The sequence below is a fragment of the Streptomyces mangrovisoli genome, assembly GCF_000974985.2.
GTDB lineage: Bacteria > Actinomycetota > Actinomycetes > Streptomycetales > Streptomycetaceae > Streptomyces > Streptomyces mangrovisoli.
Map to the genome: position 1 here is coordinate 177,980 of NZ_LAVA02000015.1, position 23,194 is coordinate 201,173.

The 23,194-nt window shown below is 72.3% G+C and carries 23 protein-coding genes; 14 read left to right on the forward strand and 9 right to left on the reverse strand.

Annotated elements, in window-relative coordinates; all coding sequences use genetic code 11:
• Positions 1 to 199 precede the first annotated feature (199 nt).
• Entirely contained in the window at positions 200 to 670 is a 471-nt protein-coding gene (locus WN71_RS07470; RefSeq protein WP_046585070.1) for a DUF5709 domain-containing protein, read from the forward strand.
• 74 nt (positions 671 to 744) lie between these two features.
• On the opposite strand, the gene WN71_RS07475 is transcribed toward WN71_RS07470, so the two are convergent.
• Positions 745 to 1,539 carry a metal-dependent hydrolase gene (locus WN71_RS07475; RefSeq protein WP_046585069.1) on the reverse strand — a complete coding sequence of 265 codons (795 nt, stop codon included), beginning with the start codon at positions 1,537 to 1,539 and terminating at the stop codon, positions 745 to 747.
• A 145-nt stretch (positions 1,540 to 1,684) separates the two neighbouring features.
• Between WN71_RS07475 and WN71_RS07480 the strand changes: the two genes are divergently transcribed.
• Together WN71_RS07480 and WN71_RS07485 are read left to right on the forward strand one after the other, a co-directional pair.
• The gene (locus tag WN71_RS07480) at positions 1,685 to 4,198 is read left to right on the forward strand and encodes a DEAD/DEAH box helicase (RefSeq protein ID WP_046585068.1); all 2,514 of its coding nucleotides are present in this window, start codon (positions 1,685 to 1,687) and stop codon (positions 4,196 to 4,198) included.
• A 55-nt stretch (positions 4,199 to 4,253) separates the two neighbouring features.
• Positions 4,254 to 5,120 (forward strand): acyl-CoA thioesterase, encoded by an 867-nt coding sequence (locus tag WN71_RS07485; RefSeq protein ID WP_046585067.1) that lies wholly within the window; start codon positions 4,254 to 4,256, stop codon positions 5,118 to 5,120.
• Between the two features lie 52 nt (positions 5,121 to 5,172).
• On the opposite strand, the gene WN71_RS07490 is transcribed toward WN71_RS07485, so the two are convergent.
• Both WN71_RS07490 and WN71_RS07495 read right to left on the reverse strand, forming a co-directional pair.
• Positions 5,173 to 6,255 (reverse strand): DUF6397 family protein, encoded by a 1,083-nt coding sequence (locus tag WN71_RS07490; protein ID WP_046585066.1) that lies wholly within the window; start codon positions 6,253 to 6,255, stop codon positions 5,173 to 5,175.
• Between the two features lie 139 nt (positions 6,256 to 6,394).
• On the reverse strand, positions 6,395 to 6,808 hold the full coding sequence (locus WN71_RS07495) for a roadblock/LC7 domain-containing protein (protein ID WP_046585065.1): 414 nt from the start codon (positions 6,806 to 6,808) through the stop codon (positions 6,395 to 6,397).
• A 94-nt stretch (positions 6,809 to 6,902) separates the two neighbouring features.
• Between WN71_RS07495 and WN71_RS07500 the strand changes: the two genes are divergently transcribed.
• Positions 6,903 to 7,340, forward strand: coding sequence for a PPOX class F420-dependent oxidoreductase (locus WN71_RS07500; protein WP_046585064.1), 438 nt, complete (start codon positions 6,903 to 6,905; stop codon positions 7,338 to 7,340).
• Positions 7,341 to 7,382: 42 nt separating this feature from the next.
• Here the strand turns inward: WN71_RS07500 and WN71_RS07505 are convergent, their stop codons facing one another.
• Positions 7,383 to 7,988: a GTP-binding protein gene (locus WN71_RS07505; RefSeq protein ID WP_046585286.1), complete on the reverse strand. Its 606-nt coding sequence runs from the start codon at positions 7,986 to 7,988 to the stop codon at positions 7,383 to 7,385.
• Positions 7,989 to 8,235: 247 nt separating this feature from the next.
• Between WN71_RS07505 and WN71_RS07510 the strand changes: the two genes are divergently transcribed.
• The 3 genes from WN71_RS07510 to WN71_RS07520 all read left to right on the forward strand — a co-directional run bounded on the left by WN71_RS07510 (position 8,236) and on the right by WN71_RS07520 (position 10,372).
• Positions 8,236 to 8,835, forward strand: coding sequence for a class I SAM-dependent methyltransferase (locus WN71_RS07510; protein WP_046585283.1), 600 nt, complete (start codon positions 8,236 to 8,238; stop codon positions 8,833 to 8,835).
• 171 nt (positions 8,836 to 9,006) lie between these two features.
• Positions 9,007 to 9,303, forward strand: coding sequence for a hypothetical protein (locus WN71_RS07515; RefSeq protein WP_046585063.1), 297 nt, complete (start codon positions 9,007 to 9,009; stop codon positions 9,301 to 9,303).
• Between the two features lie 157 nt (positions 9,304 to 9,460).
• Positions 9,461 to 10,372, forward strand: coding sequence for a hypothetical protein (locus WN71_RS07520; protein WP_046585062.1), 912 nt, complete (start codon positions 9,461 to 9,463; stop codon positions 10,370 to 10,372).
• A 99-nt stretch (positions 10,373 to 10,471) separates the two neighbouring features.
• On the opposite strand, the gene WN71_RS07525 is transcribed toward WN71_RS07520, so the two are convergent.
• From WN71_RS07525 to xylA, 3 genes are all read right to left on the reverse strand, one after another.
• Positions 10,472 to 10,654 carry a hypothetical protein gene (locus tag WN71_RS07525; protein WP_046585061.1) on the reverse strand — a complete coding sequence of 61 codons (183 nt, stop codon included), beginning with the start codon at positions 10,652 to 10,654 and terminating at the stop codon, positions 10,472 to 10,474.
• Between the two features lie 161 nt (positions 10,655 to 10,815).
• Positions 10,816 to 11,265 (reverse strand): hypothetical protein, encoded by a 450-nt coding sequence (locus WN71_RS42575; RefSeq protein ID WP_240529587.1) that lies wholly within the window; start codon positions 11,263 to 11,265, stop codon positions 10,816 to 10,818.
• A gap of 352 nt (positions 11,266 to 11,617) precedes the next feature.
• Positions 11,618 to 12,784 carry a xylose isomerase gene (xylA, locus tag WN71_RS07535; protein WP_046585060.1) on the reverse strand — a complete coding sequence of 389 codons (1,167 nt, stop codon included), beginning with the start codon at positions 12,782 to 12,784 and terminating at the stop codon, positions 11,618 to 11,620.
• Positions 12,785 to 12,968: 184 nt separating this feature from the next.
• On the opposite strand from xylA, the gene xylB reads away from it, so the two are divergent.
• The 7 genes from xylB (at position 12,969) to exaC (ending at position 22,171) form a co-directional block, all read left to right on the forward strand.
• Entirely contained in the window at positions 12,969 to 14,414 is a 1,446-nt protein-coding gene (gene xylB / locus WN71_RS07540; RefSeq protein WP_046585059.1) for a xylulokinase, read from the forward strand.
• Positions 14,415 to 14,456: 42 nt separating this feature from the next.
• The gene (locus WN71_RS07545) at positions 14,457 to 15,665 is read left to right on the forward strand and encodes an ROK family transcriptional regulator (RefSeq protein WP_046585058.1); all 1,209 of its coding nucleotides are present in this window, start codon (positions 14,457 to 14,459) and stop codon (positions 15,663 to 15,665) included.
• A gap of 135 nt (positions 15,666 to 15,800) precedes the next feature.
• Positions 15,801 to 17,285: an APC family permease gene (locus tag WN71_RS07550; RefSeq protein WP_046585057.1), complete on the forward strand. Its 1,485-nt coding sequence runs from the start codon at positions 15,801 to 15,803 to the stop codon at positions 17,283 to 17,285.
• Complete coding sequence (locus WN71_RS07555; protein ID WP_046585056.1) at positions 17,282 to 18,295, forward strand: acetamidase/formamidase family protein; 1,014 nt, start codon at positions 17,282 to 17,284, stop codon at positions 18,293 to 18,295. The genes WN71_RS07550 and WN71_RS07555 overlap by 4 nt, the downstream gene beginning before the upstream one ends.
• 91 nt (positions 18,296 to 18,386) lie before the next feature.
• Positions 18,387 to 18,986, forward strand: a complete 600-nt coding sequence (locus tag WN71_RS07560; protein ID WP_046585055.1) for an N-acetylmuramoyl-L-alanine amidase — start codon at positions 18,387 to 18,389, stop codon at positions 18,984 to 18,986.
• 239 nt (positions 18,987 to 19,225) lie between these two features.
• Positions 19,226 to 20,497, forward strand: coding sequence for a GAF domain-containing protein (locus WN71_RS07565; RefSeq protein ID WP_046585054.1), 1,272 nt, complete (start codon positions 19,226 to 19,228; stop codon positions 20,495 to 20,497).
• A 150-nt stretch (positions 20,498 to 20,647) separates the two neighbouring features.
• Positions 20,648 to 22,171, forward strand: a complete 1,524-nt coding sequence (gene exaC, locus WN71_RS07570) for an acetaldehyde dehydrogenase ExaC (RefSeq protein ID WP_046585053.1) — start codon at positions 20,648 to 20,650, stop codon at positions 22,169 to 22,171.
• 110 nt (positions 22,172 to 22,281) lie between these two features.
• Here the strand turns inward: exaC and WN71_RS07575 are convergent, their stop codons facing one another.
• On the reverse strand, positions 22,282 to 22,665 hold the full coding sequence (locus WN71_RS07575) for a hypothetical protein (protein ID WP_046585052.1): 384 nt from the start codon (positions 22,663 to 22,665) through the stop codon (positions 22,282 to 22,284).
• 56 nt (positions 22,666 to 22,721) lie between these two features.
• Positions 22,722 to 22,946 (reverse strand): hypothetical protein, encoded by a 225-nt coding sequence (locus WN71_RS07580; protein ID WP_046585051.1) that lies wholly within the window; start codon positions 22,944 to 22,946, stop codon positions 22,722 to 22,724.
• Between the last annotated feature and the right edge of the window lie 248 nt (positions 22,947 to 23,194).

A 23,194-nucleotide genomic window follows, 5' to 3' on the forward strand; every position in this document is an offset into this window, starting at 1 on the left:
CGGCGGCCCCGCCGCCGACGCCGGGCCCCGTGCCGTTGCGCGGTCCCGAACCGGGGTGGAAGTCTGGAAGACGGCACCGGCTCGGGGAGCGCTTCGTGACCGTACGGTTCGGTGACGGACGCAGCGGGTGCTCCGGCCGTCGTGCGCCCACCCCGGGCCACGCCACGGACGGACCCTTCCCCACCCTCTGGAGGTTCCCGTGAACAGCGTCGACGGATGGGGGGACGACGTCTACCAGCCCGACGGCTCCGAGATTCAGGACGACACGGGGCTGCTCGACGCCGAGGACACCCTGGAGAACGACGGGGTCGCCGATCCGCTCGATCGCGGCTGGTCGCCGCCGGAACGGCCGTGGGCCGTGGAGCACGACGGGGTGACGGCCGCGGAGCGGCGGGTGGGCGAGACGCTGGAGCAGCGCCTGGCCGAGGAGCTGCCCGACCTCGCGACACCTGACGGCGACGGCATCGGCGACACCACGGGCACCGACGGCGAGGCGCTGGACAACGAGGTGGGCGACACCCGCTCCGGACGGCTGGTGGCTCCGAACGAGGGCGCCCACGAGGAGGAGGACAGCGCGCTGGTCGCCACCGACGTGGGCATCGACGGCGCGGCCGCCTCCGCGGAGGAGGCCGCCATGCACATCGTCGACGAGGACTACCTCTCCGGCTGACCACGCCCCGCCCGCGAACGGGTCGGTCCGCCGTACGGGCGGCGCCCCGCGCGGAAGGCGCCGCCGTGGGGCGCTCAGATCACGTTGAGCGCCGCCGCGCAGCCCAGTCCGCCGAGCAGCATGAAGGCCGGCATCAGCACCTTGAGCTCGACCCAGCTGCCCGCGCGGAACCGCATCGGCTTCGGCGTCCCTATCGGGTACCAGCGCCTGCGGCCCAGCGGGATCGGCCACAGGATCGGGCAGCCGGATATGGTCAGCGCGTCCCCGATGTCGTGCACCAGGGCACCCAGCACGATGGGCAGGCCCAGCCACAGGTACTGCTCGCTCGGGCCGGTGAACAGCCAGTGCGAGCCGTTGCCCGGCTTGTCGAGGATGCCCGCGAGGATCCACGCGCTGGTAGCGGCCAGCAGCCAGACCAGGACGTCGCTGCTGTGGCCGCGCGCCGCCCGCCACAGCAGACCCTCGATGGCCAGCACCATGTGGACGAACAGGATCGCCAGCACCGCCCAGCGGCCGCCCGCGATCGCCAGCGCGGAGGTGCCCGCGCCGATCAGCACCGCCCACAGCCAGGTGTGCGTGAGGGTGCGGTGCCCGCCCGAGCGACGAGGGTCGCCCGGCTTGCGGGTCGACTTGTAGGCGGCGTACGAGAGCTTGTCGACGATCTCGCAGATCCACAGCGAGATGGGTCCGAAGGCGCGCGAGATGGTCGCGGCCTTGTGGTCGAGGTCCGGGGCGAGCGCGGCCCCGGCGCAGATCAGCGCTCCCACCAGCACGACCGGCCACGGCATCGGATGCCCGGCCGCCGCGGCAGCCGCTCCGACCCCGAGCCAGGCCGCGGCCCCCGACAGTGAGTGTGCTGGTCCCATCATGGCCGTTCCCCGCCCCATCCTTCTTGCACCGCTGTCCAGTTGACCCGGTGCGCCGACGCCGTGCCGGCGGCACAGCGTACCTGTCGTGATCATCCCGTCGGCAGCCGATTCCCCGGTAGGGGAGGACGCCAGGCAAGATGGGACCGTGACCCTCATCGATCAGCTGCCGCCGACCGCCGACCCCGACGCCCTCTACGAAGCCTTCGAGTCGTGGGCACAGGAGCGCGGTCTCACGCTCTACCCCCACCAGGAGGAGGCGCTGATCGAGGCGGTCTCCGGCGCGAACGTGATCGTGTCGACGCCCACGGGCTCCGGCAAGAGCATGATCGCCGCAGGTGCACACTTCGCGGCGCTGGCCCGCGACGAGGTCACCTTCTACACCGCGCCGATCAAGGCGCTGGTGTCGGAGAAGTTCTTCGAGCTGTGCAAGCTGTTCGGCACCGAGAACGTCGGCATGCTCACCGGTGACGCGTCCGTGAACGCCGACGCCCCGGTCATCTGCTGCACCGCTGAGGTGCTGGCGTCGATCGCGCTGCGCGACGGCAAGCAGGCCGACGTCGGCCAGGTCGTCATGGACGAGTTCCACTTCTACGCCGAGCCGGACCGCGGCTGGGCCTGGCAGATCCCGCTGCTGGAGCTTCCGCAGGCGCAGTTCGTGCTGATGTCGGCCACCCTCGGCGACGTGTCGTTCTTCGAGAAGGACCTCACGCGCCGCACCGGCCGGCCCACGTCCGTGGTCCGCTCCGCCACCCGTCCGGTGCCGCTGTCGTACGACTACGAGTTCACGCCGCTGACGGAGACGCTCACCGAGCTGCTGGAGAGCCGGCAGGCGCCAGTGTACATCGTGCACTTCACCCAGGCGCAGGCGGTGGAGCGGGCGCAGGCGCTGATGAGCATCAACATGTGCACGCGGGAGGAGAAGGACAAGATCGCCGAGCTGATCGGCAACTTCCGCTTCACTACCAAGTTCGGCCAGAACCTCTCCCGTTACGTCCGGCACGGCATCGGCGTGCATCACGCGGGGATGCTGCCGAAGTACCGGCGACTGGTGGAAAAGCTCGCGCAGGCCGGTCTGCTGAAGGTCATCTGCGGCACCGACACGCTCGGCGTGGGCGTCAACGTGCCCATCCGCACGGTGCTGTTCACCGCCCTCACCAAGTACGACGGCAACCGCGTCCGCACCCTGCGCGCCCGGGAGTTCCACCAGATCGCGGGGCGCGCGGGACGCGCGGGCTTCGACACCGCGGGCTTCGTCGTCGCGCAGGCCCCCGAGCACGTCATCGAGAACGAAAAGGCGCTGGCCAAGGCGGGCGACGACCCGAAGAAGCGCCGCAAGGTGGTCCGCAAGAAGGCGCCGGAGGGCTTCGTCGCCTGGAGCGAGAACACCTTCGAGAAGCTCATCGCCTCCGAACCGGAGCCGCTGACCTCCCGCTTCCGGGTCACCCACACCATGCTGCTGTCGGTCATCGCCCGCCCGGGCAACGCGTTCGAGGCGATGCGTCACCTCCTCGAGGACAACCACGAGCCGCGCAAGCAGCAGTTGCGGCACATCCGCCGGGCGATCGCCATCTACCGCTCGCTGCTGGACGGCGGCATCGTCGAGAAGCTGGACGAGCCCGACGCCGAGGGCCGGATCGTCCGGCTGACGGTCGACCTCCAGCAGGACTTCGCGCTGAACCAGCCGCTGTCCACGTTCGCGCTCGCCGCGTTCGAGCTGCTGGACCCGGAATCGCCTTCCTACGCCCTGGACATGGTGTCCCTGGTGGAGTCCACCCTGGACGACCCGAGGCAGATCCTGGCCGCCCAGCAGAACAAGGTGCGCGGTGAGGCCGTCGCCGCGATGAAGGCGGACGGCGTCGAGTACGAGGAGCGCATGGAGCGGCTCCAGGACATCACCTACCCGAAGCCTCTGGAGGAGTTGCTCTTCCGCGCGTACAACACCTACCGCAAGAGCCACCCCTGGGTGGGCGACCACCCGCTGTCGCCGAAGTCCGTGATCCGCGATATGTACGAACGGGCCATGTCCTTCACGGAGTTGGTGTCGTTCTACGAGCTGGCCCGGACCGAGGGCATCGTCCTGCGCTACCTGGCGAGCGCCTACAAGGCTCTCGACCACACCATCCCCGACGACCTGAAGTCCGAGGACCTCCAGGACCTGGTCGAGTGGCTCGGCGAGATGGTGCGCCAGGTCGACTCCAGTCTGCTCGACGAGTGGGAGCAGCTGGCCAACCCGGAGGAGATGACCGCCGAGGAGGCCCAGGAGAAGGCCGACGAGGTCAAGCCGGTCACCACCAACGCCCGCGCCTTCCGGGTGCTCGTACGCAACGCCATGTTCCGCCGGGTGGAGCTCGCCGCCCTCGACCAGGTCGACCAGCTGGGCGAGATGGACGGCGAGCAGGGCTGGGACGCCGATGCCTGGGGCGAGGCGATGGACAGGTACTGGGACGAGTACGAGGACCTGGGCACCGGGCCCGACGCCCGCGGCCCGAAGCTGCTGGTGATCCAGGAGGAGCCGCAGAACGGCCTGTGGCGGGTCCGGCAGATCTTCGACGACCCGAACGGCGACCACGACTGGGGCATCAGCGCGGAGGTCGACCTCGCGGCGTCGGACGCTGAGGGCCGCGCGATCCTCCGCGTCACCTCCGTCGGCCAGCTCTGAGCACGGGCCCACCAGCAGCCACAGGCACAGGCACAGGCACAGGAGAAGCGCACCCATGACGAACCCCGCCGAAAGACTCGTCGACCTGCTCGACCTGGAGCAGATCGAGGTCAACATCTTCCGGGGCCGCAGTCCCGAGGAGTCCCTCCAGCGGGTCTTCGGCGGGCAGGTCGCGGGGCAGGCGATGGTCGCCGCCGGGCGCACGACGGACGGTGAGCGTCCGGTGCACTCGCTGCACGCGTACTTCCTGCGTCCCGGCCGGCCGGGTGTACCGATCGTGTACCAGGTCGAGCGGGTGCGGGACGGGCGGTCGTTCACCACCCGCCGGGTCACCGCCGTGCAGCAGGGCCGCACGATCTTCAATCTCACCGCCTCCTTTCACAAGCCTGAGGAAGGGCCGTTCGAGCATCAGCTGCCGCCGGCCCGTGAGGTCCCGGACCCGGAGAGCCTGCCGACGGTGTCCGAGGAGATCCGGGAGCATCTGGGCGCGCTGCCGGAGCAGTTGGAGCGGATGGCGCGCCGTCAGCCGTTCGACATCCGCTATGTGGACCGGCTGCGCTGGACGGCCGAGGAGGTCCAGGGCGCGGAGCCGAGGAGCGCGGTGTGGATGCGCGCGGTCGGGCCGCTGGGCGACGATCCGCTGGTCCACACGTGCGCGCTGACCTACGCCAGCGACATGACGCTGCTCGACGCGGTGCGCCTGCCGATCGAGCCGCTGTGGGGTCCGCGGTCGTTCGACATGGCCTCGCTGGACCACGCCATGTGGTTCCACCGGCCGTTCCGGGCGGACGAGTGGTTCCTGTACGACCAGGAGTCGCCGATCGCGACGGGCGGCCGGGGCCTGGCCCGCGGTCGCATCTACGACATCCGGGGACGCCTTCTCGTATCGGTGGTGCAGGAGGGGCTGTTCCGGCGGGTCTAGCCGCCTGTCGGGCCGCGGTCGGCCACCGGGCGGGACACCGAGTGGAACACCGTCAACGCGCCGCGGGACGCTGGGTTCGCGGGTGTCTGCGGAGCAGCCGGGCCAGCAGTCCGCGTCCGCGCTCCGGGCAGCGCGCTGAGGGTTGCTCGGACACCGGGCACGGCGCCTGAGCGGTGCGCGGTGACAGCGCCCGACCGGTGCCGGGTGACGGGATGGGGGCGGTACCCGGTGACAACGACTGGTCGTCGCCTCGTGACAGCGGCTGGTCGGTACCCGGCGACAGCCACTGGTCGATGCCGAGGGACGGCGCCGGCACGTGCGCGGTGGTGGCCGCAGCGGCGGGACGCGGGGCCGGACGGTCGGCGCGGGCCTCATCGAGGGCCTGGGTCAGGTCGGCCGCCAACCACGCGATCTCGTCGGCGTCCTGCGCCGTCGTGAGCGTCTCGATGAGCTGGGCGGCGGGCGAGCCGGGCGCCGCGTGCACGGGCGGTTCCGGCCGGAGGTGAAGCAGCTGGGCCCGCTCGCCGGGGTCGGGGACGATGTCGGCGAGGTCCTCCGGGTCGAGCAGGGCTGCGACGGCTCCGGCGCGCCGCCACGGGTCGTCCGCGTGGCGCAGCAGGAACCCCAGATGGCGTCCGCGCCAGTTGCGCGGGCGCAGGTCGAGGCCGGTGCCGAGCTGGTCGCGCAGTACCGCGGGGATCCGGCCGCCGAGCAGGGACCTGTTGTGCGCTCCGGCGGCGAACTGCCGTAGCTCGTCGGCGAGATACAGCCAGACCACCACGCGGTAGCGGTTGACGTAGAAGGTCACGGGCGCGAACAGGCCCAGGCGGGCGAGGCGGGTGAACCTGGTGGGCGGTACGTCCAGAACACCGGCCGCCTCCCTCGTGCCGACGGCTCGGACGCTCTCCCGCAGCAGCGTGGGGAATCCGTCCTGGGCGCGCAGCCGCTCGATCTCGGCGCGGGCGACGCGCCGGCCTCCGCCCCGGTCCACGGCGCCGTGCCCCTCCGGCAGGGTGCGGACGCGTCCGAGGTGGACGGCGAGGTCGAACTCGCCGCGCTTGAGTTCCAGTTCGCGTGCCGCGCGGCTGGGCGCGTACGACAGGTGCTGGGGTTGCAGGGTGGTGTTGCCGGGCATGGTCGGTCTCCCCCGTGGAGTGCCGGGCCGTCGCCGTCCGCGTCGGCCTCGGAAAAAACCGTAGCCCGGTTCGCGGATCTCGTGGCGAGCCTGTGGATAACTCCAGCGAAGTGACGAACCCGCAGGTCAGGGGTGGTTGTCAGAAGTCCGGCAGCGACGTGCGCTCGGGCCGGCGGGCGTCGACGTCGAGATGTTCGCCGACCCGGTTGACGAGCAGCGTCATCTCGTAGGCGATGTGGCCGATGTCGGCCTCGGCGCCGCTGAGCACGCACAGGCAGCTCCCGTTGCCCGCGGCGGTGACGAACAGGACGGCGTCGTCGTACTCGATCATCGTCTGGCGGACCCGGCCGGCGCCGAAGTGGCGCCCCGATCCCTTGGCGAGGCTGTGCAGTCCGGACGAGACGGCGGCGAGGTGTTCCGCGTCCTCGCGGCGGAGGCCGGTGCTCGCGCCGGTCACCAGGCCGTCGTTGGACAGCACCAGCGCGTGCCGTACGTGCTCGACTCGCTGGGTCAGGTCGTCCAGCAACCAGCCGAGGCTCTGGTTCTGCGCCATGATCCGGTCTCCCCGCGTGGTGTCTCCCCCAGGCCCGGAGGAACTGTCCGCCAGCCTTCACCACTGCCGCCGTCCCGGCAAGGAGGATGGAGATATGGCACAGAAGATGACCGATGACGAATGGCGGGCGTTCGTCCTGCACGGCACCCGCACCGGCAAGCTCGCGACGGTCCGCGCCGACGGGAGCCCCCATGTCACGCCGGTCTGGTTCCTGCTGGACGGCGACGAGGTGGTGTTCAATACGGCCGCGGTCAGCATGAAGGGGCGCAATCTCGCCCATGACGGGCGGGTCGCGCTCTGCGTGGACGACGACCGGCCGCCGTACGACTTCGTGGCGCTGCGCGGCCGGGCCACGATCTCGGAGGATCTCGACGAGGTCCGGCACTGGGCGACGCGGATCGGCGCGCGTTACATGGGCGAGGAGCGCGCGCAGGAGTTCGGCGCCCGCAACGGCGTCCCGGGTGAACTCCTCGTCCGGATCAGGATCGAGCGGGTGACGGCGTTGCGGGGCATCGCGGAACAGGCGGGGTGAGCGGAGCGCACGGGGCGAGCGGACGGGGGTCGCCCGGTGCGGTCAGCCCACCGAGTCGAGGAGCCGGGCGGTGTGCACGCGTCCGGCGTACTCGACGAGCCGGATCAGCACTTCCTTGCCGGAGGCCCGGTCGCGGGCGTCGCAGCGGACCACTGGGGTGCCGGGTTCCAGGTCGAGGGCGCGCGCGACATCCCGGGTGCCGTACGTGCGTGCTCCGCCGAAGGAGTTGAGGGCGACCACGAACGGGATCCGGCGGTGCTCGAAGTAGTCGACGGCGGGGAAGCAGTCCTGGAGCCGCCGGGCGTCGGCGAGGACGACGGCGCCGAGGGCCCCGTGGGCCAGCTCGTCCCACAGGAACCAGAAACGGTCCTGGCCGGGGGTGCCGAAGAGGTAGAGGGACAGGTCGGGGCGGATGTCGATGCGTCCGAAGTCCATCGCGACGGTGGTGGCGACCTTGCGGTGCACCAGATCGGTGTCGTCGACCCAGTGGCCCGCCTCGCTCAGCAGTTCCTCGGTGCGCAGCGGCCTGATCTGACTGACCGCGCCCACCAGGGTGGTCTTGCCCGCGCCGAAGCCACCGGCGACGACTATCTTCATCGCGAGCGTCGACGTCTCTGCGCCCGCGGCGTCGCAGTACTCGGAGACCATGATCACCTCTTCCGGAGGGCCGGCGACGGTGGACGGCGGCGCTGCCGCCGCCCGGATGCCGCACGCGACGGCCTCGACGGGAGGCCCGGCACCCTTTCGTCCCGACGAGGGCAAGGCAGCATCATGACAACTCACGCCTCACTGCGAGGGATTCGACCGCACTTTGTGGGTTCTGACCGACTTTCGGTCCTTTGCGGCGCGGATGGGTGTGGCGGCGATCGGCCAGGGGTGCGCCATCATGCGGGTCATGAGTGACGATCACACGCACGTCCAGGAGTTCTTCACCGCCCGCGCGGCCGACTGGGACCGGCGCTTCCCGGACGACGGCCCCGCCTACGCGGCCGCCGTCGCCGACCTCGGTCTGCGCGCGGGCGACCGGGTGCTCGACGCGGGCTGCGGGACGGGCCGCGCCCTGCCGCCGTTGCGGGCGGCGGTCGGCACCCGGGGGACGGTCGTCGGTGTCGATCTGACCGAGGCCATGCTGACCGCCGCCCGCGACGCCGGGCGGGAGGACGCGGGACGGCTGCTGCTCGCGGACGTGTCCGCGCTGCCGCTGCGCACGGAGGTCTTCGACGCGGTGTTCGCCGCGGGGCTCATCGCGCATCTGCCGCATCCCGCCGAGAACCTCCGGGAGTTGCGGCGCGTGGTGCGGCCCGGGGGCACGCTGGCGCTGTTCCATCCGATCGGGCGGGCCGCGCTCGCCGCCCGGCAGGGGCGGCGGATCACGCCGGACGACCTGCGCGCCGAGGGCAACCTCCGGCCGCTGCTCGCGGGTTCCGGCTGGCGCATGACGTCGTACGCCGACGAGGACTCCCGCTTCCTCGCCCTCGCAGTGCGCATGGACTGAGCGCTTCCGCCCCTCCCACGACGACGGAGGACGGGCCGCAGGCCCGGGGCCGCACCGGGGCCGGAACAGCGGCGGGGGGACGGGCCCTCTTCTGCCGCCGTCGCTTCAACTCTACGTTGAGGGGCAGAGGCTGAACGTTCAGCGCGTTCCCGGCCAGGGGAGGGTGGTCCCATGTTGGACAGGCTCCGCAAGTCCGTCGCCAGAACGGTCACTTCGATGCGGACGGGCGGGGGCGACGGCCGCGACACCCGCGCGCACAATCTGTTCGAGGCCGCCGCCGCCTATGTCACGGCCCGCGCGGAGGACGACCAGGACCGCATCGACGAGACGGCCGGCTGGGTCTCTCCGGAGGCGCTGTCCTTCGGTGTCAGCGAGCTCGCCTGCCGGGCCGTGATCGCCCTGGCACGCGAGCGGGACGAGTCGCCGCAGGTCGTCGCCCGAGCGCTGCTCGGACTGCCGACCACTTGATCGACACCGCCCCGACTGGTGCTTTCGTCCCATCCCGAGGTAAAACAGCAGCTCCGGGAGGCCGGGCAAGTGGTGACTGGCAGTTTGCGCCCGTGACAAGCGGCTTCCGCTCGCACTAGGGTGCGCCGCGACGGGACGAACCTATGGGGAGGCAGTGATGGCCGTGACGGACGAGGACGACGCCGTCGCCGCCGACGATGACGCGCTCTATGTGCTCACCGCGGTGCTGCTGACCCCTGCGCAGTTCCCCAGCGTGCTGGGCGACGACTACCCGGAGGCGTGCGCTGCCCTGGGGCTGGCCCCGCTCGCCGACGGCTACGGCCTGGTGCTCGGCCAGGACGGGGAGGGGTCCCGCTGGACCGTCGTCATCGACGACGTCTCGCTGGTCGCCGTCGCCGTCGCGTCCTGGGACTGCGGCATGGAGTACGACCTGTCGCCGGACGAGCGCACCGTCGTGGCCGCGCTGCCGGGCTGGCCGCTCGCCGTGGCGGTGGCCGCACCCAACGTGCCGGCCCCGCACGACCCGGACCCCGAACTCGCGGACCGTCCCCCGCTGGCCCCGCCGGACACCAGCACCTGGGGTGCGCCGCAGCGCCGTCTCGGGGCGGACGAGATCGCGCAGCAGTGGGCGGTCTGGCGCGAGCAGATCGACGACGACACGTTCCTTCCCGCCCTCGGAACGGCGGGGAAGGACGGATCCGCCGCGTCGTCGGCGAGCTCGGGTGCCGCCGAGTCCTCCGAGAAGGCCGGGGACGGCGGCGAGGCCGCTGTCGAGGCCGGCGGACGGGGTGCTCCGAAGAACCGCGACGACATCCGGCGCGTCCTCGCGGAGGCGCGTGCCTATGTGGACTCCCCGCCGCCGCTGGGTCGCGTGCGCTCGGCCTTCGCTCCCGGTGACGCGCGGACGCTGCGCGCCGACGGTCCGGGCTGGTCGCTCGTGGCCCGGACCGACGACATCGCGTTCATCCTGCTGGACGAGAAGCCCGGTGAGGTGCTGCCCGTGGGGCGCGGCCCGGAGCTGCCCGGCCTGCTGGAGGCCCTCGACAAGCTGGCGGTCCGCCCCAGCTGAGCCCGGCGGGCGCGGGGGTGCACCGACCCGCGCCCCGGTCTCACCGGCCTGTCGCCTCGTCTGCGGCCCGTACGCGCGTCTCAGCGGCACGTCCCCGTGTCAGCGGCCTATCTCCTTGCGGGTCATGCGGCGCAGCCTGCGGCGCTGGGACGGGTCGAGGGTGAGATACGCCGCCGCCGGGACTCCCAGCACGATCAGGAGGGCCGCCCACCAAGGCAGCCAGATCAGCAGGATGAGCCCGACCGCCACACCCCCCACGGCGATCTTCGCGTTGTTCGACATGTGCGTCGCCTCCTTCGCGGCCCCTGCCGCTCTCTGCTCTGAGAACGGGCCCGTGCCTGCGGCAGTTCCGGGCCGCGACCCTGAGACAACCCTGAGTCGCGCCCCCTACGGGAAGGGGAGGCCCCCTCCATCGTGACAGGGGCCGGGCCCTCCGACACCTCTCAGGGGCGGCCACCGCCCAGAACGAACGGGATGAGCGATTCCGCGTCGCTCGGCAGCACGCTCGCGAGGCCGCTGGGCAGGGCACTGCGCAGCCCCGAGGGCAGTGAACTCGGCAGCCCGCTCGGCAGGTGCGAGGGCAGCTGCGACGGCAGGGCGCTGGGCAACTCGGTCGGCAGGCTCGTCGGCAGGCTCGTCGGCAGGCTCAGGGAGGGCGACGCGGAGCCCCCGGTGCTGCCGCCGGGGTCCTTGTCGTCCGATGAGTCGCCGCTCCCGGACGCCATGACCACCACGACGGCGACGGCGACGGCCGCCACGAGCAGGGCGAGCACCGCGTAGAGCGGCCCGCGGCCTCTTCCGGGGCCGCGTCCGCCGGGACCGGCGCCCCCGTCGGGGCGGAACGGTCCGGAGGGCGGGCCGAAGCCGCCGCCCTGGAACGGGGGGCCGCCCATGGGCGGCGTGTCCCCCGGAGGGCCGGGCGGCTGAGGCGGTACGGGCGGCAGGGCCATACCGCAAGAATCGCCGGGTGGCGGCCAACGCGCGACCCCGAAAAGGCAGTTGACACCGGGTTGGGCCGAAGATGTCACGATTTCGACGCGGGGCGTACGGAATCGGCCGGCGCATTCGGTCGTCCGCGGGAGAGCCGGCGCGCGCCCGCGGGCACGAGCTCGCGGCCCACTGACGACCGGAGCACCTGAGCCCGCCCCGCCACCCACCCGCACATACGCGTACGCGCGCGCAGACGCCCTAAGACGTCCACGCGCGCGTACCCGCGATCAGTCGTGCCCGATCAGTCGTGCGCGATCAGCCGCGCGCGCCCAGCAGGTGGTCCATCGCCAGCTGGTCGAGGCGCTCGAAAGCCATGCCGCGGGAGGCGGCCGCCTCCACGTCGAAGTCCTCGAACGCCGAGCGGTCGGCGAGCAGCGCGTCCAGGCCGTCGGCGGCGGTCTGCTGGGCCAGCTCGTCCAGACGCGAGGCGCGCAGGGCCTCCTGGACCTCCGGGTCCGAGCGGAACGCGGCGGCGCGCTCCTTCAGGATGAGGTAGTTGCGCATGCAGCCCTCGGCCGACGCCCACACACCGTCGAGGTCCTCGGTCCGCGGCGGCTTGAAGTCGAAGTGCTTCGGGCCCTCGTAGCCGGCGCTCTCCAGGAGGTCGACCAGCCAGAAGGCGGAACGCAGGTCGCCGGCGCCGAAGCGCAGGTCCTGGTCGTACTTGATGCCGGACTGGCCGTTGAGGTCGATGTGGAAGAGCTTGCCCGCCCACAGCGCCTGCGCGATGCCGTGCGGGAAGTTCAGCCCGGCCATCTGCTCGTGGCCGACCTCGGGGTTGACGCCGTAGAGCTCGGGGCGCTCCAAGCGCTCGATGAAGGCGAGCGCGTGGCCGACGGTGGGCAGCAGGATGTCGCCGCGGGGCTCGTTCGGCTTGGGCTCGATCGCGAAGCGCAGGTCGTAGCCCTGCGCGGTGACGTACTCGCCGAGGAGGTCGAACGCCTCCTTCATGCGGTCGAGGGCGACCCGGACGTCCTTGGCGGCGCCTGACTCGGCGCCCTCACGGCCGCCCCAGGCGACGTAGGTCTTGGCACCGAGCTCGGCCGCGAGGTCGATGTTGCGGATGGTCTTGCGCAGCGCGTAGCGGCGCACGTCGCGGTCGTTCGCGGTGAACGCGCCGTCCTTGAAGACGGGGTGCGTGAACAGGTTGGTGGTGGCCATCGGCACGGTCAGGCCGGTGGAGTCGAGCGCCTGGCGGAAGCGCTTGATGTGCTCCTCGCGCTGCGCGTCGGTGGACCCGAAGGGGATCAGGTCGTCGTCGTGGAAGGTGACTCCGTGGGCGCCGAGTTCGGCCAGCCGCTGCACCGTCTCGACCGGGTCGAGGGCGCGGCGGGTGGCGTCGCCGAAGGGGTCCCTGCCCTGCCAGCCGACCGTCCACAGGCCGAAGGTGAACTTGTCATCAGGGGTGGGCTGGTAGCTCATGCCGCGGCTCCTTGCTTGCTTCCGACTATTTCGTCATCGCCGTTTACAAATTAGTATGCCAGCACATCTCTGGGAAGGGACAACCCCTCCTCGATGTGATGATGTCCGCGGCTTCGGCACCGGGCATCCTGAGAAACGCCAGGTAGAACCCGCAGAGCCGCGGAAAGAAATCAGGGAGAGCCCGATGTCAGCAGCCGAGGGTCCGCTCGTAGTCGGCGTGGACACGTCCACCCAGTCCACCAAGGCGCTGGTCGTCGACGCGTCGACCGGACAGGTCGTGGCGAGCGGCCAGGCCGCCCACACCGTGTCCTCCGGCGAGGGCCGGGAGAGCGATCCGCGCCAGTGGTGGGACGCGCTGTGCGAGGCGCTGCACCAGTGCGGTGACGCGGCGCGCGAGGCGGCCGCCGTGTCGATCGGCGGACAGCAGCACGGGCTGGTGACGCTGGACGCCCAGGGCGAGCCGGTGCGGCCCGCGATGCTGTGGAACGACGTGCGCTCCGCGCCGCAGGCCCGCCGCCTCGTCGACGAACTCGGCGGCCCGAAGGCGTGGGCCGAGCGCACGGGCAGCGTCCCCGGGGCCTCCTTCACGGTCACCAAGTGGGCCTGGCTCGCCGAGCACGAGCCGGAGGCGGTCCGCGCCACGAAGGCCGTGCGCCTCCCGCACGACTACCTCACCGAACGGCTCACCGGCGAGGGCACCACGGACCGCGGCGACGCCTCCGGCACCGGCTGGTGGGCGTCCGGGACCGAGTCGTACGACGACGAGATCCTGCGTCACGTCGGGCTCGACCCGGCGCTGCTGCCCCGCGTGGTCCGGCCGGGCGAGGTGGCCGGCACCGTGCGTGACGGCCACGACCTGCCGTTCTCCAAGGGCACCCTGGTCGCCCCGGGCACCGGCGACAACGCGGCGGCCGCCCTCGGCCTCGGGCTGCGCCCCGGCACGCCCGTGCTGAGCCTCGGCACCTCGGGCACCGTGTACGCGGTGACGAAGCGCCGCCCCGCCGACCCGACCGGCACGGTCGCGGGCTTCGCCGACGCCCACGGCGACTGGCTGCCGCTGGCCTGCACCCTCAACTGCACGCTCGCCGTCGACCGGGTCGCCGCCCTGCTGGGCCTGGACCGCGAGGCCGTGGAGCCCGGCACCGCCGTGACGCTGCTGCCCTTCCTGGACGGCGAGCGCACCCCGAACCTGCCGCACGCCTCCGGGCTGCTGCACGGGCTGCGCCACGACACCACCGCCGGCCAGATCCTCCAGGCCGCCTACGACGGCGCCGTGCACTCGCTGCTCGGCGCGCTCGACCTCGTCCTCGACGAGGACGCCGACCGCAGCACGCCCCTGCTGCTGATCGGCGGCGGCGCCCGCGGCACCGCCTGGCAGCAGACCGTACGACGGCTGTCCGGGCGTCCGGTCCAGGTGCCCCAGGCCAAGGAACTCGTCGCGCTGGGCGCCGCCGCGCAGGCGGCGGGCCTGCTGACCGGCGAGGACCCGGCCTCGGTCGCGCGCCGCTGGAACACCACCGCGGGCCCGGTCCTGGACGCCGTACCGCGGGACGACGAGACGCTCGACCGTATCGCCGGGGTACTCTCCGACGCGGCCCCGCTGCTGGAAGGGGCGCCGCGGACCCGCTGACGGGCACCCGGGACAGGCCGACTACCGAGGACTGACGGAGGCATGACCGCACCGCTGCACGAGGCCCACCCGACCGGAGCCGGCCGCGCCCTGCCGGACACCCAGCAGGGCATGCGCCGGCGCAACCTGGCACGCGTGATGCACACGGTGAGCGCCGAGGGACCGCTGTCCCGCGCCGCCGTGGCCTCCCGTATCGGGCTGACCCGGGCCGCGGTGTCGACGCTGGTGGACGAGCTCATCCGCACCGGCCTGCTGGACGAGCTCGGTCCCGAGCGGCCCGGCCGGGTGGGCCGGCCCGGTTCGGCGCTCGCCGTCAGCGGGCACGGCCCGGCCGGCATCGGCGCCGAGGTCGGCGTGGACCACCTCGCCGTGTGCGCGGTCGATCTGCGCGGCGAGGTGCGCGTGCGCGCCGTGCGGCAGGGCGCGAACCGCGGGCGGGCGCCCGAGCCGGTGGTCGCGGAACTGACCGCGCTGATACGGCAGGTCGTCGCCGAGGCGGGCGAGGAGGGACTGTGGCCCGCCGGGCTCGCCGTGGCCGTGCCGGGTCTGATCGCCCGCGACGCCGGAACGGTCGTCAGCGCCCCCAACCTCGGCTGGCACGGCACCGATCTCGGCGCGCTGCTGCCCGGCGACTGGCCGCTGAGCGTGGACAACGAGGCCAACTTCGGCGGTCTCGCCGAACTCTGGCTGGGCGAGGGCACGCCACGGGACTTCCTGCACGTGTCCGCCGAGATCGGCATCGGCGCGGCGGTCGTCGTGGACGGCCGGCTGCTGCGCGGCAACCGCGGCTTCGCGGGCGAGCTCGGCCATGTGCCGGTCTGGCCGGAGGGCCCGCCGTGCGCCTGCGGCGGGCGCGGGTGCCTGGAGCAGTACGCCGGCGAGGAGGCGGTGCTGCGCGCCGCGGGCCTCGAACTCGGCGAGGACCGGGTGGGCCTGCTCGCGGGCCGCGCCGCCGAGGGCGACGAGGCCGTGCGGCGGGCGCTGCGCGACGCCGGTACGGCGCTCGGCATCGCGCTGACCGGCGCGGTCAACCTGCTCGACCCCGAGGCCGTGGTGCTCGGCGGCGCCCTGTCCGGACTCGCGCCGTGGCTGCTGCCGTCGCTGGAGGCGGAGTTGGCCCGCAGGACCGCGGGGCCCGCCTGCCCGGTGTCGGTGTCACGGTTCGGACCGGAGGGGCCGCTGCTGGGGGCCGCGCACTCGGTGGTGCGAGGGGTGCTGGACGATCCGGCGGCGGTGGCGGAACGGGGCTGAGCCTTCCCCGTCCGGCCGGCCACGGGCTGCCGCCCTCACCCGTTCGGGTGGCCGAGTTGTCCACAACGGCTCGTCCGTCCACCGTTCCACGCCGGGCCCTTCTGCCCAATCGGCAAGCGCCGTACCGTACTTCACATGTCGGGGGAGACGAATCCAGGCCTGCGGCGCGACGCGATCGGGCTGCGCGAGGTCCTTTTCCAGAGCATCACGGCGATGGCGCCCGCCGCGGCGGTCGCCGCGTCCATCCCATCGGGGGCGGCGTTCGCGGGCGGCAGTCTGCCGCTGTCCGTGCTCGTCGCGCTGGTGGCCTGCCTGTTCACGGCGACCTGCGTGGCCGAGCTGGCACGGGAGTTGCCCGCCGCGGGCTCCGTCGCCACGTACGCCGCGCAGGGGCTGCACCCTGCCGTCGGCTTCCTGGTCGGCTGGGGCTATGTGTTCGTGGAGGCCCTGGTCCCGCCGTTGCTGCTGCTCCAGCTCGGTTTCACGACGGCGGGCACCCTGCACGAGGAGTGGTCGGGCTACCCGGAGAACCTGTGGTGGCCCTGGGCCCTCGCGGGAGCCGCCGTCATCGCCGTGGCCGGGTACGCGGGGGTGCGCGCCTCGGCCCGCTTCGGCACGGTGCTCGGCGTCTTCGAGATCGTCGTCCTGCTGGTGTTCGCGCTCTGGCTGATCGGCAGAGCCGGCAGCGCCAACACCCTGACGGTGTTCGGCACTTCCCACACGGCTGCCGGATACTCCGGCGTCAGCGGGGTCTTCGCCGGCTCGGTCTACACCGTGCTCGCCTTCGCCGGGTTCGAGGCGGCGGCCCCGCTGGCCGAGGAGACCCGCGACCCGCGGCGCACCATGCACCGCGCGGTGCTCGGCGCGGCCCTGGCGATCGGCCTGTTCTACGTCCTGACCACCTATGCGATGACGGTCTTCTACGGCCCCGACCGCTTCTCCGGCTTCGGGGCCTCCGGCAAGGCGTCCTGGGAGGGCGTGGCGCGGGCGTCGTTCGGGCTGTTCTGGGTGCTGGTCTTCCTTGCCGTGGTCAACTCCACGATCGCCAACGCCAACGCGTGCGCCAACGTCTCCACGCGCACGGCCTACGCGCTGGCCCGGATCCGGGTGCTGCCCCGCCTGCTGGCCACCCTGCATCCGCGCCACCGCTCCCCCGTCGCCGGGATCGTGGTGCAGACGGTGATCGCCGTGGGGGCTGTCCTGGGACTCGGGTTCGGCTACGACCCGGTGACCGCGTTCCTGCTGCTCGCCACGGTCATCGTCACCGTCGTGATCGGCGTGTACATCGTGGTGAATCTGGCGTGTGCCGGCTACTTCCTGCGCCGCGGCCGTCCGGCGCTGAAGCCCGTACGGCATCTGGTGTTCCCACTGCTCGGCATCGTCGCGTTCGTGCCGGCCCTGCTGACCGCCGCCGGACTGCCGGCGTTCGACTTCGTCACCGGACTCACCGCGCCGGTGTCCTACGCGGGCCCGGTCGTCGGTGCATGGATGGCCGCCGGTGTCGTGGTGCTGCTGGTCCTGCTGCGCCGCCATCCCGACCGGATAGCCGAGACCGCGCGCGTGCACCTCGACGAACCCGCCCCCTCCCCCGCCCGCCAGAACGGAGCAGTACAGCCATGAGCGACCCGCGGATCCTGACCGTACGGCCCGAACCAGGCGAGTACGCCTGGACGTTCGGCGGCGCGCCGCCGATCGCGCGGATCGCGCCGGGCACGGTGCTCGACCTGTACACGGAGGACTGCTTCGCGGGACGGGTGCGGTCGGAGAAGGACCTGGTGTCGGAGGTCTGCGAGTTCCCCTTCCTCAATCCGCAGACCGGACCGTTCCACGTCGAGGGCGCCGAGCCGGGTGACACGGTGGCCGTGCACTTCGTGTCGATCGAACCCGCCCGGGACTGGGCCGCGTCCACGACGGTGCCCCTGTTCGGCGCCCTCACCTCCACGCACACCACGGCCACGCTCCAGCCGCCGCTGCCCGAGACCGTGTGGATCTGGCAGCTCGACCGGAGCAGAGGAACCGCCCTGTTCCGCGCCCACGACGGCGACTTCGAGGCCGAGCTGCCCCTCGACCCGATGCACGGCACCGTCGGCGTGGCGCCCGCCAACCTGGAGGTGCGTTCGGCCCTCGTGCCCGACGCGCACGGCGGCAACATGGACACCCCCGAGATGCGGGCCGGGGTGACCTGCTACCTCGGGGTGAACGTCGAGGGCGCTCTGCTCAGCCTGGGCGACGGGCACGCCCGGCAGGGCGAGGGCGAGACCTGCGGGGTCGCCGTCGAGTGCGCCATGAACACGGTCGTGATCGTGGAACTGCTGAAGGGCGTCACGACGCCGTGGCCGCGGCTGGAGTCGGACACCCACATCATCTCGACCGGTTCCGCCCGCCCGCTCGAGGACGCCTTCCGGATATCCCAGCTCGACCTCGTGCAGTGGCTGGTGCGCGACTACGGGTTCGGTGAACTCGACGCCTACCAGTTCGCGACCCAGGCGGTCGAGTCACCGTTGGCCAACGTGTGCGACACCAACTACACGTGCGTGGCCAAGCTCCGCAAGGAGTGGCTGCCCGTCCGCGAGACTCACCGGGGACTGCACGCACGACTGCGCGAGACCGCGGCTCAGCTGCGCCGCTGACCACTCGCCCGGTCGCCGCGGCGGTGCCGCCCGCCCCAGCCCGGTGGAGGCCCCGCGCCTCAACCCCACCTCCGAAAGGCGACCTTCGACCATGGACAGGACTTCACCGTCGCTCAGCAGGCGCCGGCTCCTGAAGGGGGCGGCCCTCGCCGCCGTCCCCTACGCCCTGCTGCCCGACGCGACGGCCGGCGCGCAGGCCCAGGCCGTCGACTATCCGCTGGCCGAGTGGCAGCCGGCGAGCTCCTCCAACTACACGAAGTCCAGCCGTCCGGACGCCTATCCGCTCGATTATGTGATCATCCACGTCACCCAGGAGACCTACCCCGACACCCTGTCGATCTTCCAGAACCCGCAGAAGGCGGTCTCCGCGCACTACCTGGTGCGCTCGGCCGACGGACACGTCGCGCAGTGCGTGCGGGAAGCCGATGTCGCCTGGCACGCGGGGAACTGGGACTACAACACGCGCAGCATCGGCATCGAGCACGAGGGCTGGGTGGACCAGCCCGGGTACTTCACCAACGCCCTCTACGAGCAGTCGGCGAAGCTCACGGCGGCCGTCTGCGAGAAGTACGGCATCCCCAAGGACCGGGCGCACATCCTCGGCCACTTCGAGGTGCCGGGCACGGACCACACCGACCCGGGGCCCAACTGGGACTGGGTCCGCTACATCAGACTGGTCAACTTCGCCTGAGCGGGCCGGGTGGGCCTGCTCCGGTGAGTCGGCTTCACATGATCCGGTCGATTAACCGCACATGATCCGATCGGTCGCCTGCGCATGATCCTCTCCGGTCCCGGTTCGGTCCGGAGCGGTCCGCGGTGATCGTGTCGGTGCTCGTTCGGGTCGACCCCGGTCGAAACGGTTGTCGGTGCGCGCACTCGGAGTGACGATGTCCCCAGTCGCACAGTCGAGTCGTCCGGGGAGGGTGTGCGTTGACCGATCCTTGGCTGGCCCTCGAACCGGGGGCCGACCCCGCGGAGCGCGCCCGCGTGCTGCGCCGGGCGCACGAGACGTTCACCGCCGCGGGCACCGTGCCGAGGCCGGTGCGCTCGGTGGTGGCCGACTCGTGGCTGCGTTCCGCGCGCGCCGGGGTCGGCCCCGACGGCACGGCGAACGTGGAGCTCACCGACGGCGACCTCGGCAGTTACCGCGCGGAGCATCCGTTGGCCCGGGTGATGCCTTTGGTGCGTGAGCTGATGGGCCCGTTCGCGGCCGACGGCGAGCATCTGCTGGCGGTCTGCGACGAGCACGGCAGGCTGCTCTGGGTGGAGGGGCATCCTTCGACGCGGCGCAAGGCCGGACGGATGAACTTCGTCCCGGGCGCCCGCTGGTCGGAGAACGCGGTGGGGACCAACGCGCCGGGCACGGCGGTCGCGCTCGACCGCCCGGTACAGGTCTTCTCGGCCGAGCACTTCATCCGCCGGGTCCAGCCGTGGACGTGCGCCGCCGCGCCGGTGCACGATCCGCGGACCGGCCGGGTGCTCGGCGCGATCGACATCACCGGCGGCGACGGGCTCGCGCATCCGCACAGCCTGGGGTTCGTACAGGCGGTCGCGCGCGCCGCGGAGTCGCAGCTCGCACTGCTCGCCCCGCGGGAGCCCGCCGCCGACCTGCCGGAACTGTCGGCGCTGGGCCGCGACGAGGCACGGCTGACCCGGGCCGGCCGGCGGATCAGGCTGAGCCGCCGGCACAGCGAGATCCTCGTGCTGCTCGCCCGCCACCCGGAGGGCATGACGGGCGACGAACTGCTGTGCGCGTTGTACGAGGACGAGACGGTCACCCCGGTGACCCTGCGCGCCGAACTCGCCCGGCTGCGCGGGGTGGTGGGGCCCGCGCTGCTGGCCTCGCGGCCGTACCGCCTCACCGAGCCGGTCGAGTCCGATGTCGCCGTGGTGGAGCGGCGGCTCGAGAGCGGCGCGGTCATGGCGGCCTCGACCGGGTACCCGGGACCCTTGCTGCCCGCCTCGCAGGCTCCCGCGGTCGTAAGGCTGCGGCGGCGCCTCGCGGACGGCCTGCGCACCGCGTTGATCGCCCGCCGCGACCCCGATCTGCTGGCCGACTGGGCGCACTCGACCTGGGGCGAGGAGGACGTGGAGGTGTGGCGCGCGCTGGCCGCCGTACGGCCGACCGCGGTGGTGCGGGCGCGGCTGGCCGCGCTGGAGGCGGAGCTGGCGGCGCCGGCCGGCTGGGGGCGCCGGATCTGACCGGTGGTCAGCGCGCGTCCGCACGCCCTCGGTCGGAGGCGCGGGCGAGTGCAGAAACGTCCATGCAACGTGGTCGCAACGTCCGGCTCCCTAGCCTGCCCGGCAACGCTGTCCAACGGCGGGCAGCGCTTCACCGGGAGGCAGAGCAGCATGACCCGTTACGCGGCGCCCGGCAGCGAGGGCGCGATCGTCTCCTACCAGTCACGCTACGACCACTTCATCGGCGGGGAGTACGTACCACCCGCCCAGGGGCGGTACTTCGAGAACCCGTCCCCGGTCAACGGGCAGCCGTTCACCGAGGTCGCGCGGGGCACCGCGGAGGACGTCGAGCGGGCGCTGGACGCCGCCCACGCGGCCGCGCCGGGCTGGGGCCGCACATCGGTGACCGAGCGCTCCGACATCCTGCTGAAGATCGCCGACCGGATGGAGGCGAACCTCGAGAAGCTCGCGGTCGCCGAGAGCTGGGAAAACGGCAAGCCGGTGCGCGAGACGCTCGCGGCCGACATCCCGCTGGCCATCGACCACTTCCGCTACTTCGCGGGCGCGATCCGGGCGCAGGAGGGCTCGCTCGGCGAGGTCGACGACGACACGGTGGCGTACCACTTCCACGAGCCGCTGGGCGTGGTCGCGCAGATCATCCCGTGGAACTTCCCCATCCTGATGGCGACCTGGAAGCTCGCCCCGGCGCTCGCCGCGGGCAACGCGGTGGTCATCAAGCCCGCCGAGCAGACGCCGGCCTCCATCCACTACTGGATGAGCCTGATCGCGGACCTGCTGCCGCCGGGCGTGGTGAACATCGTCAACGGCTTCGGCGTGGAGGCGGGCAAGCCGCTGGCGTCGAGCCCGCGGGTGGCGAAGGTGGCGTTCACCGGCGAGACCACCACCGGGCGGCTGATCATGCAGTACGCCTCCGAGAACATCAAGCCGGTGACGCTGGAGCTCGGCGGCAAGTCGCCCAACATCTTCTTCGACGACGTCTGGGCGCAGAACGACGACTTCCGCGACAAGGCCCTCGAGGGCTTCACGATGTTCGCGCTCAACCAGGGCGAGGTCTGCACCTGCCCGTCGCGGGCGCTGATCCAGCGCGGGAACTACGGCGAGTTCCTCCAGGCGGCCGTGGCGCGCACCGAGCTGATCAAGCCGGGGCACCCGCTCGACACCGACACGATGATCGGCGCGCAGGCCTCCAACGACCAGCTGGAGAAGATCCTCTCGTACCTCGACATCGGCCGCCAGGAGGGTGCGAAGATCCTCACGGGTGGCGAACGGATCGAACACGACGGCGAGTTGAAGGGCGGCTACTACGTTCAGCCGACCATCTTCGAGGGCGACAACCGGATGCGCATCTTCCAGGAGGAGATCTTCGGCCCGGTCGTCTCGGTCGCGTCCTTCGACGACTTCGACGACGCCATCAAGATCGCCAACGACACTCTGTACGGCCTCGGGGCCGGCGTCTGGACCCGCGACATCAACACCGCCTACCGGGCCGGGCGCGCGATCCAGGCGGGCCGGGTGTGGACGAACTGTTACCACGCATATCCGGCACATGCCGCATTTGGTGGCTACAAGCAGTCCGGCATCGGCCGCGAGACGCACAAGATGATGCTGGAGCACTACCAGCAGACGAAGAACTTGCTCGTGTCGTACTCCCCGAAGAAGCTGGGCTTCTTCTAGGCGCGACGGAAGGGCGCCTGGCCGGGCGACATGCCGGTCGGGCGCCCTTCCGCAGGCCTCACTCTCGCCTCGCTGTCCCCTGCCCTGCTCGAAGAACTGAACGCAGCGGCCTAGGGGGCCGCTGCGCGCAGGCGGGTCAGCAGGGACTGGGCCTGTGGGGTGCTCGCGTCGAAGAACTGCTTGGCCAGCGTGGGTGGCACGGTGGAGCCCTGCATGCGGACCTCATGGCAGGTGAAGCAGAACGCGGCTTCGAACAGGGGCAGGTCGAGCGTGTCCGGGTACGCCCGGACGCTCCAGCCCGGCGAGAAGCCGCAGCGGTGCTGCTCGCTGCCGGGCAGGCTCTCGATCAGGGCGAGGACGTCGGCCGCCTCGCTCCCGGCCCAGTGGGCGCCCGCCCTGCCGGGGTAGGGAGCGCCGCTTCGTGCCGGTACTCCGGTGATCCTGATGACTTCCAGCAGGGCGGTGGTGGCTACGGCTCGGGAGGGCAGCTGCATGGGCGTAGTCTGCCGCCTTCCATACCGGTGCGGTGCGCCGCGCTCGGGCGGCGCCGCTACGGGGAGACGTCCATGAACTCGGCGGCGGGCATCCAGCCGTGCCGTGCGTCGTGCACCTTGTAGCCCACGGCGGCGATGCGGGTCGAGCGGGTCCCGAGCACGACCGTGCCGATGACGGCACCGAGCGGGGCGTCCGGGCCCGGGTAGTAGTACGGCTCCCCTGCCGGAAGCAGCGTGTCGGAGTTGATCACCTTGTAGACGAGGGTGAGGCGCAGGGCCATGGTCGGGACTCCGTTCCGCGGTGCGTGCCCCCGGTGGGCTGCCTTGGCCCCATGAGCCCGATGCAAGGGCGCCGGACGGCCTGGGGACGGCGCCGACGGCGTGCTCGGCGGTCTGGTGTGTGCCGACCCGGGCGACGCCGTTCATCCCTTTGCTTCCGGCACACCGGTCCCTGCGGATGCACACCGCCGGCGGCGGGGCCGGGACCCCACGCGCCGAAACTCCGTGCCCAGGCTCCGTGCCAGGACTC

What these genes read in the sequence shown, in the direction of transcription:
- WN71_RS07475 (WP_046585069.1), bottom strand. Translation starts at nt 1,539, where the DNA reads ATGATGGGACCAGCACACTCACTGTCGGGGGCCGCGGCCTGGCTCGGG.
- WN71_RS07485 (WP_046585067.1), top strand. Translation starts at nt 4,254, where the DNA reads ATGACGAACCCCGCCGAAAGACTCGTCGACCTGCTCGACCTGGAGCAG.
- WN71_RS07490 (WP_046585066.1), bottom strand. Translation starts at nt 6,255, where the DNA reads ATGCCCGGCAACACCACCCTGCAACCCCAGCACCTGTCGTACGCGCCC.
- WN71_RS07495 (WP_046585065.1), bottom strand. Translation starts at nt 6,808, where the DNA reads ATGGCGCAGAACCAGAGCCTCGGCTGGTTGCTGGACGACCTGACCCAG.
- WN71_RS07500 (WP_046585064.1), top strand. Translation starts at nt 6,903, where the DNA reads ATGGCACAGAAGATGACCGATGACGAATGGCGGGCGTTCGTCCTGCAC.
- WN71_RS07505 (WP_046585286.1), bottom strand. Translation starts at nt 7,988, where the DNA reads ATGGTCTCCGAGTACTGCGACGCCGCGGGCGCAGAGACGTCGACGCTC.
- WN71_RS07510 (WP_046585283.1), top strand. Translation starts at nt 8,236, where the DNA reads ATGAGTGACGATCACACGCACGTCCAGGAGTTCTTCACCGCCCGCGCG.
- WN71_RS07515 (WP_046585063.1), top strand. Translation starts at nt 9,007, where the DNA reads ATGTTGGACAGGCTCCGCAAGTCCGTCGCCAGAACGGTCACTTCGATG.
- WN71_RS07520 (WP_046585062.1), top strand. Translation starts at nt 9,461, where the DNA reads ATGGCCGTGACGGACGAGGACGACGCCGTCGCCGCCGACGATGACGCG.
- WN71_RS07525 (WP_046585061.1), bottom strand. Translation starts at nt 10,654, where the DNA reads ATGTCGAACAACGCGAAGATCGCCGTGGGGGGTGTGGCGGTCGGGCTC.
- WN71_RS42575 (WP_240529587.1), bottom strand. Translation starts at nt 11,265, where the DNA reads ATGGGCGGCCCCCCGTTCCAGGGCGGCGGCTTCGGCCCGCCCTCCGGA.
- xylA (WP_046585060.1), bottom strand. Translation starts at nt 12,784, where the DNA reads ATGAGCTACCAGCCCACCCCTGATGACAAGTTCACCTTCGGCCTGTGG.
- xylB (WP_046585059.1), top strand. Translation starts at nt 12,969, where the DNA reads ATGTCAGCAGCCGAGGGTCCGCTCGTAGTCGGCGTGGACACGTCCACC.
- WN71_RS07545 (WP_046585058.1), top strand. Translation starts at nt 14,457, where the DNA reads ATGACCGCACCGCTGCACGAGGCCCACCCGACCGGAGCCGGCCGCGCC.
- WN71_RS07550 (WP_046585057.1), top strand. Translation starts at nt 15,801, where the DNA reads ATGTCGGGGGAGACGAATCCAGGCCTGCGGCGCGACGCGATCGGGCTG.
- WN71_RS07555 (WP_046585056.1), top strand. Translation starts at nt 17,282, where the DNA reads ATGAGCGACCCGCGGATCCTGACCGTACGGCCCGAACCAGGCGAGTAC.
- WN71_RS07560 (WP_046585055.1), top strand. Translation starts at nt 18,387, where the DNA reads ATGGACAGGACTTCACCGTCGCTCAGCAGGCGCCGGCTCCTGAAGGGG.
- exaC (WP_046585053.1), top strand. Translation starts at nt 20,648, where the DNA reads ATGACCCGTTACGCGGCGCCCGGCAGCGAGGGCGCGATCGTCTCCTAC.
- WN71_RS07575 (WP_046585052.1), bottom strand. Translation starts at nt 22,665, where the DNA reads ATGCAGCTGCCCTCCCGAGCCGTAGCCACCACCGCCCTGCTGGAAGTC.
- WN71_RS07580 (WP_046585051.1), bottom strand. Translation starts at nt 22,946, where the DNA reads ATGGCCCTGCGCCTCACCCTCGTCTACAAGGTGATCAACTCCGACACG.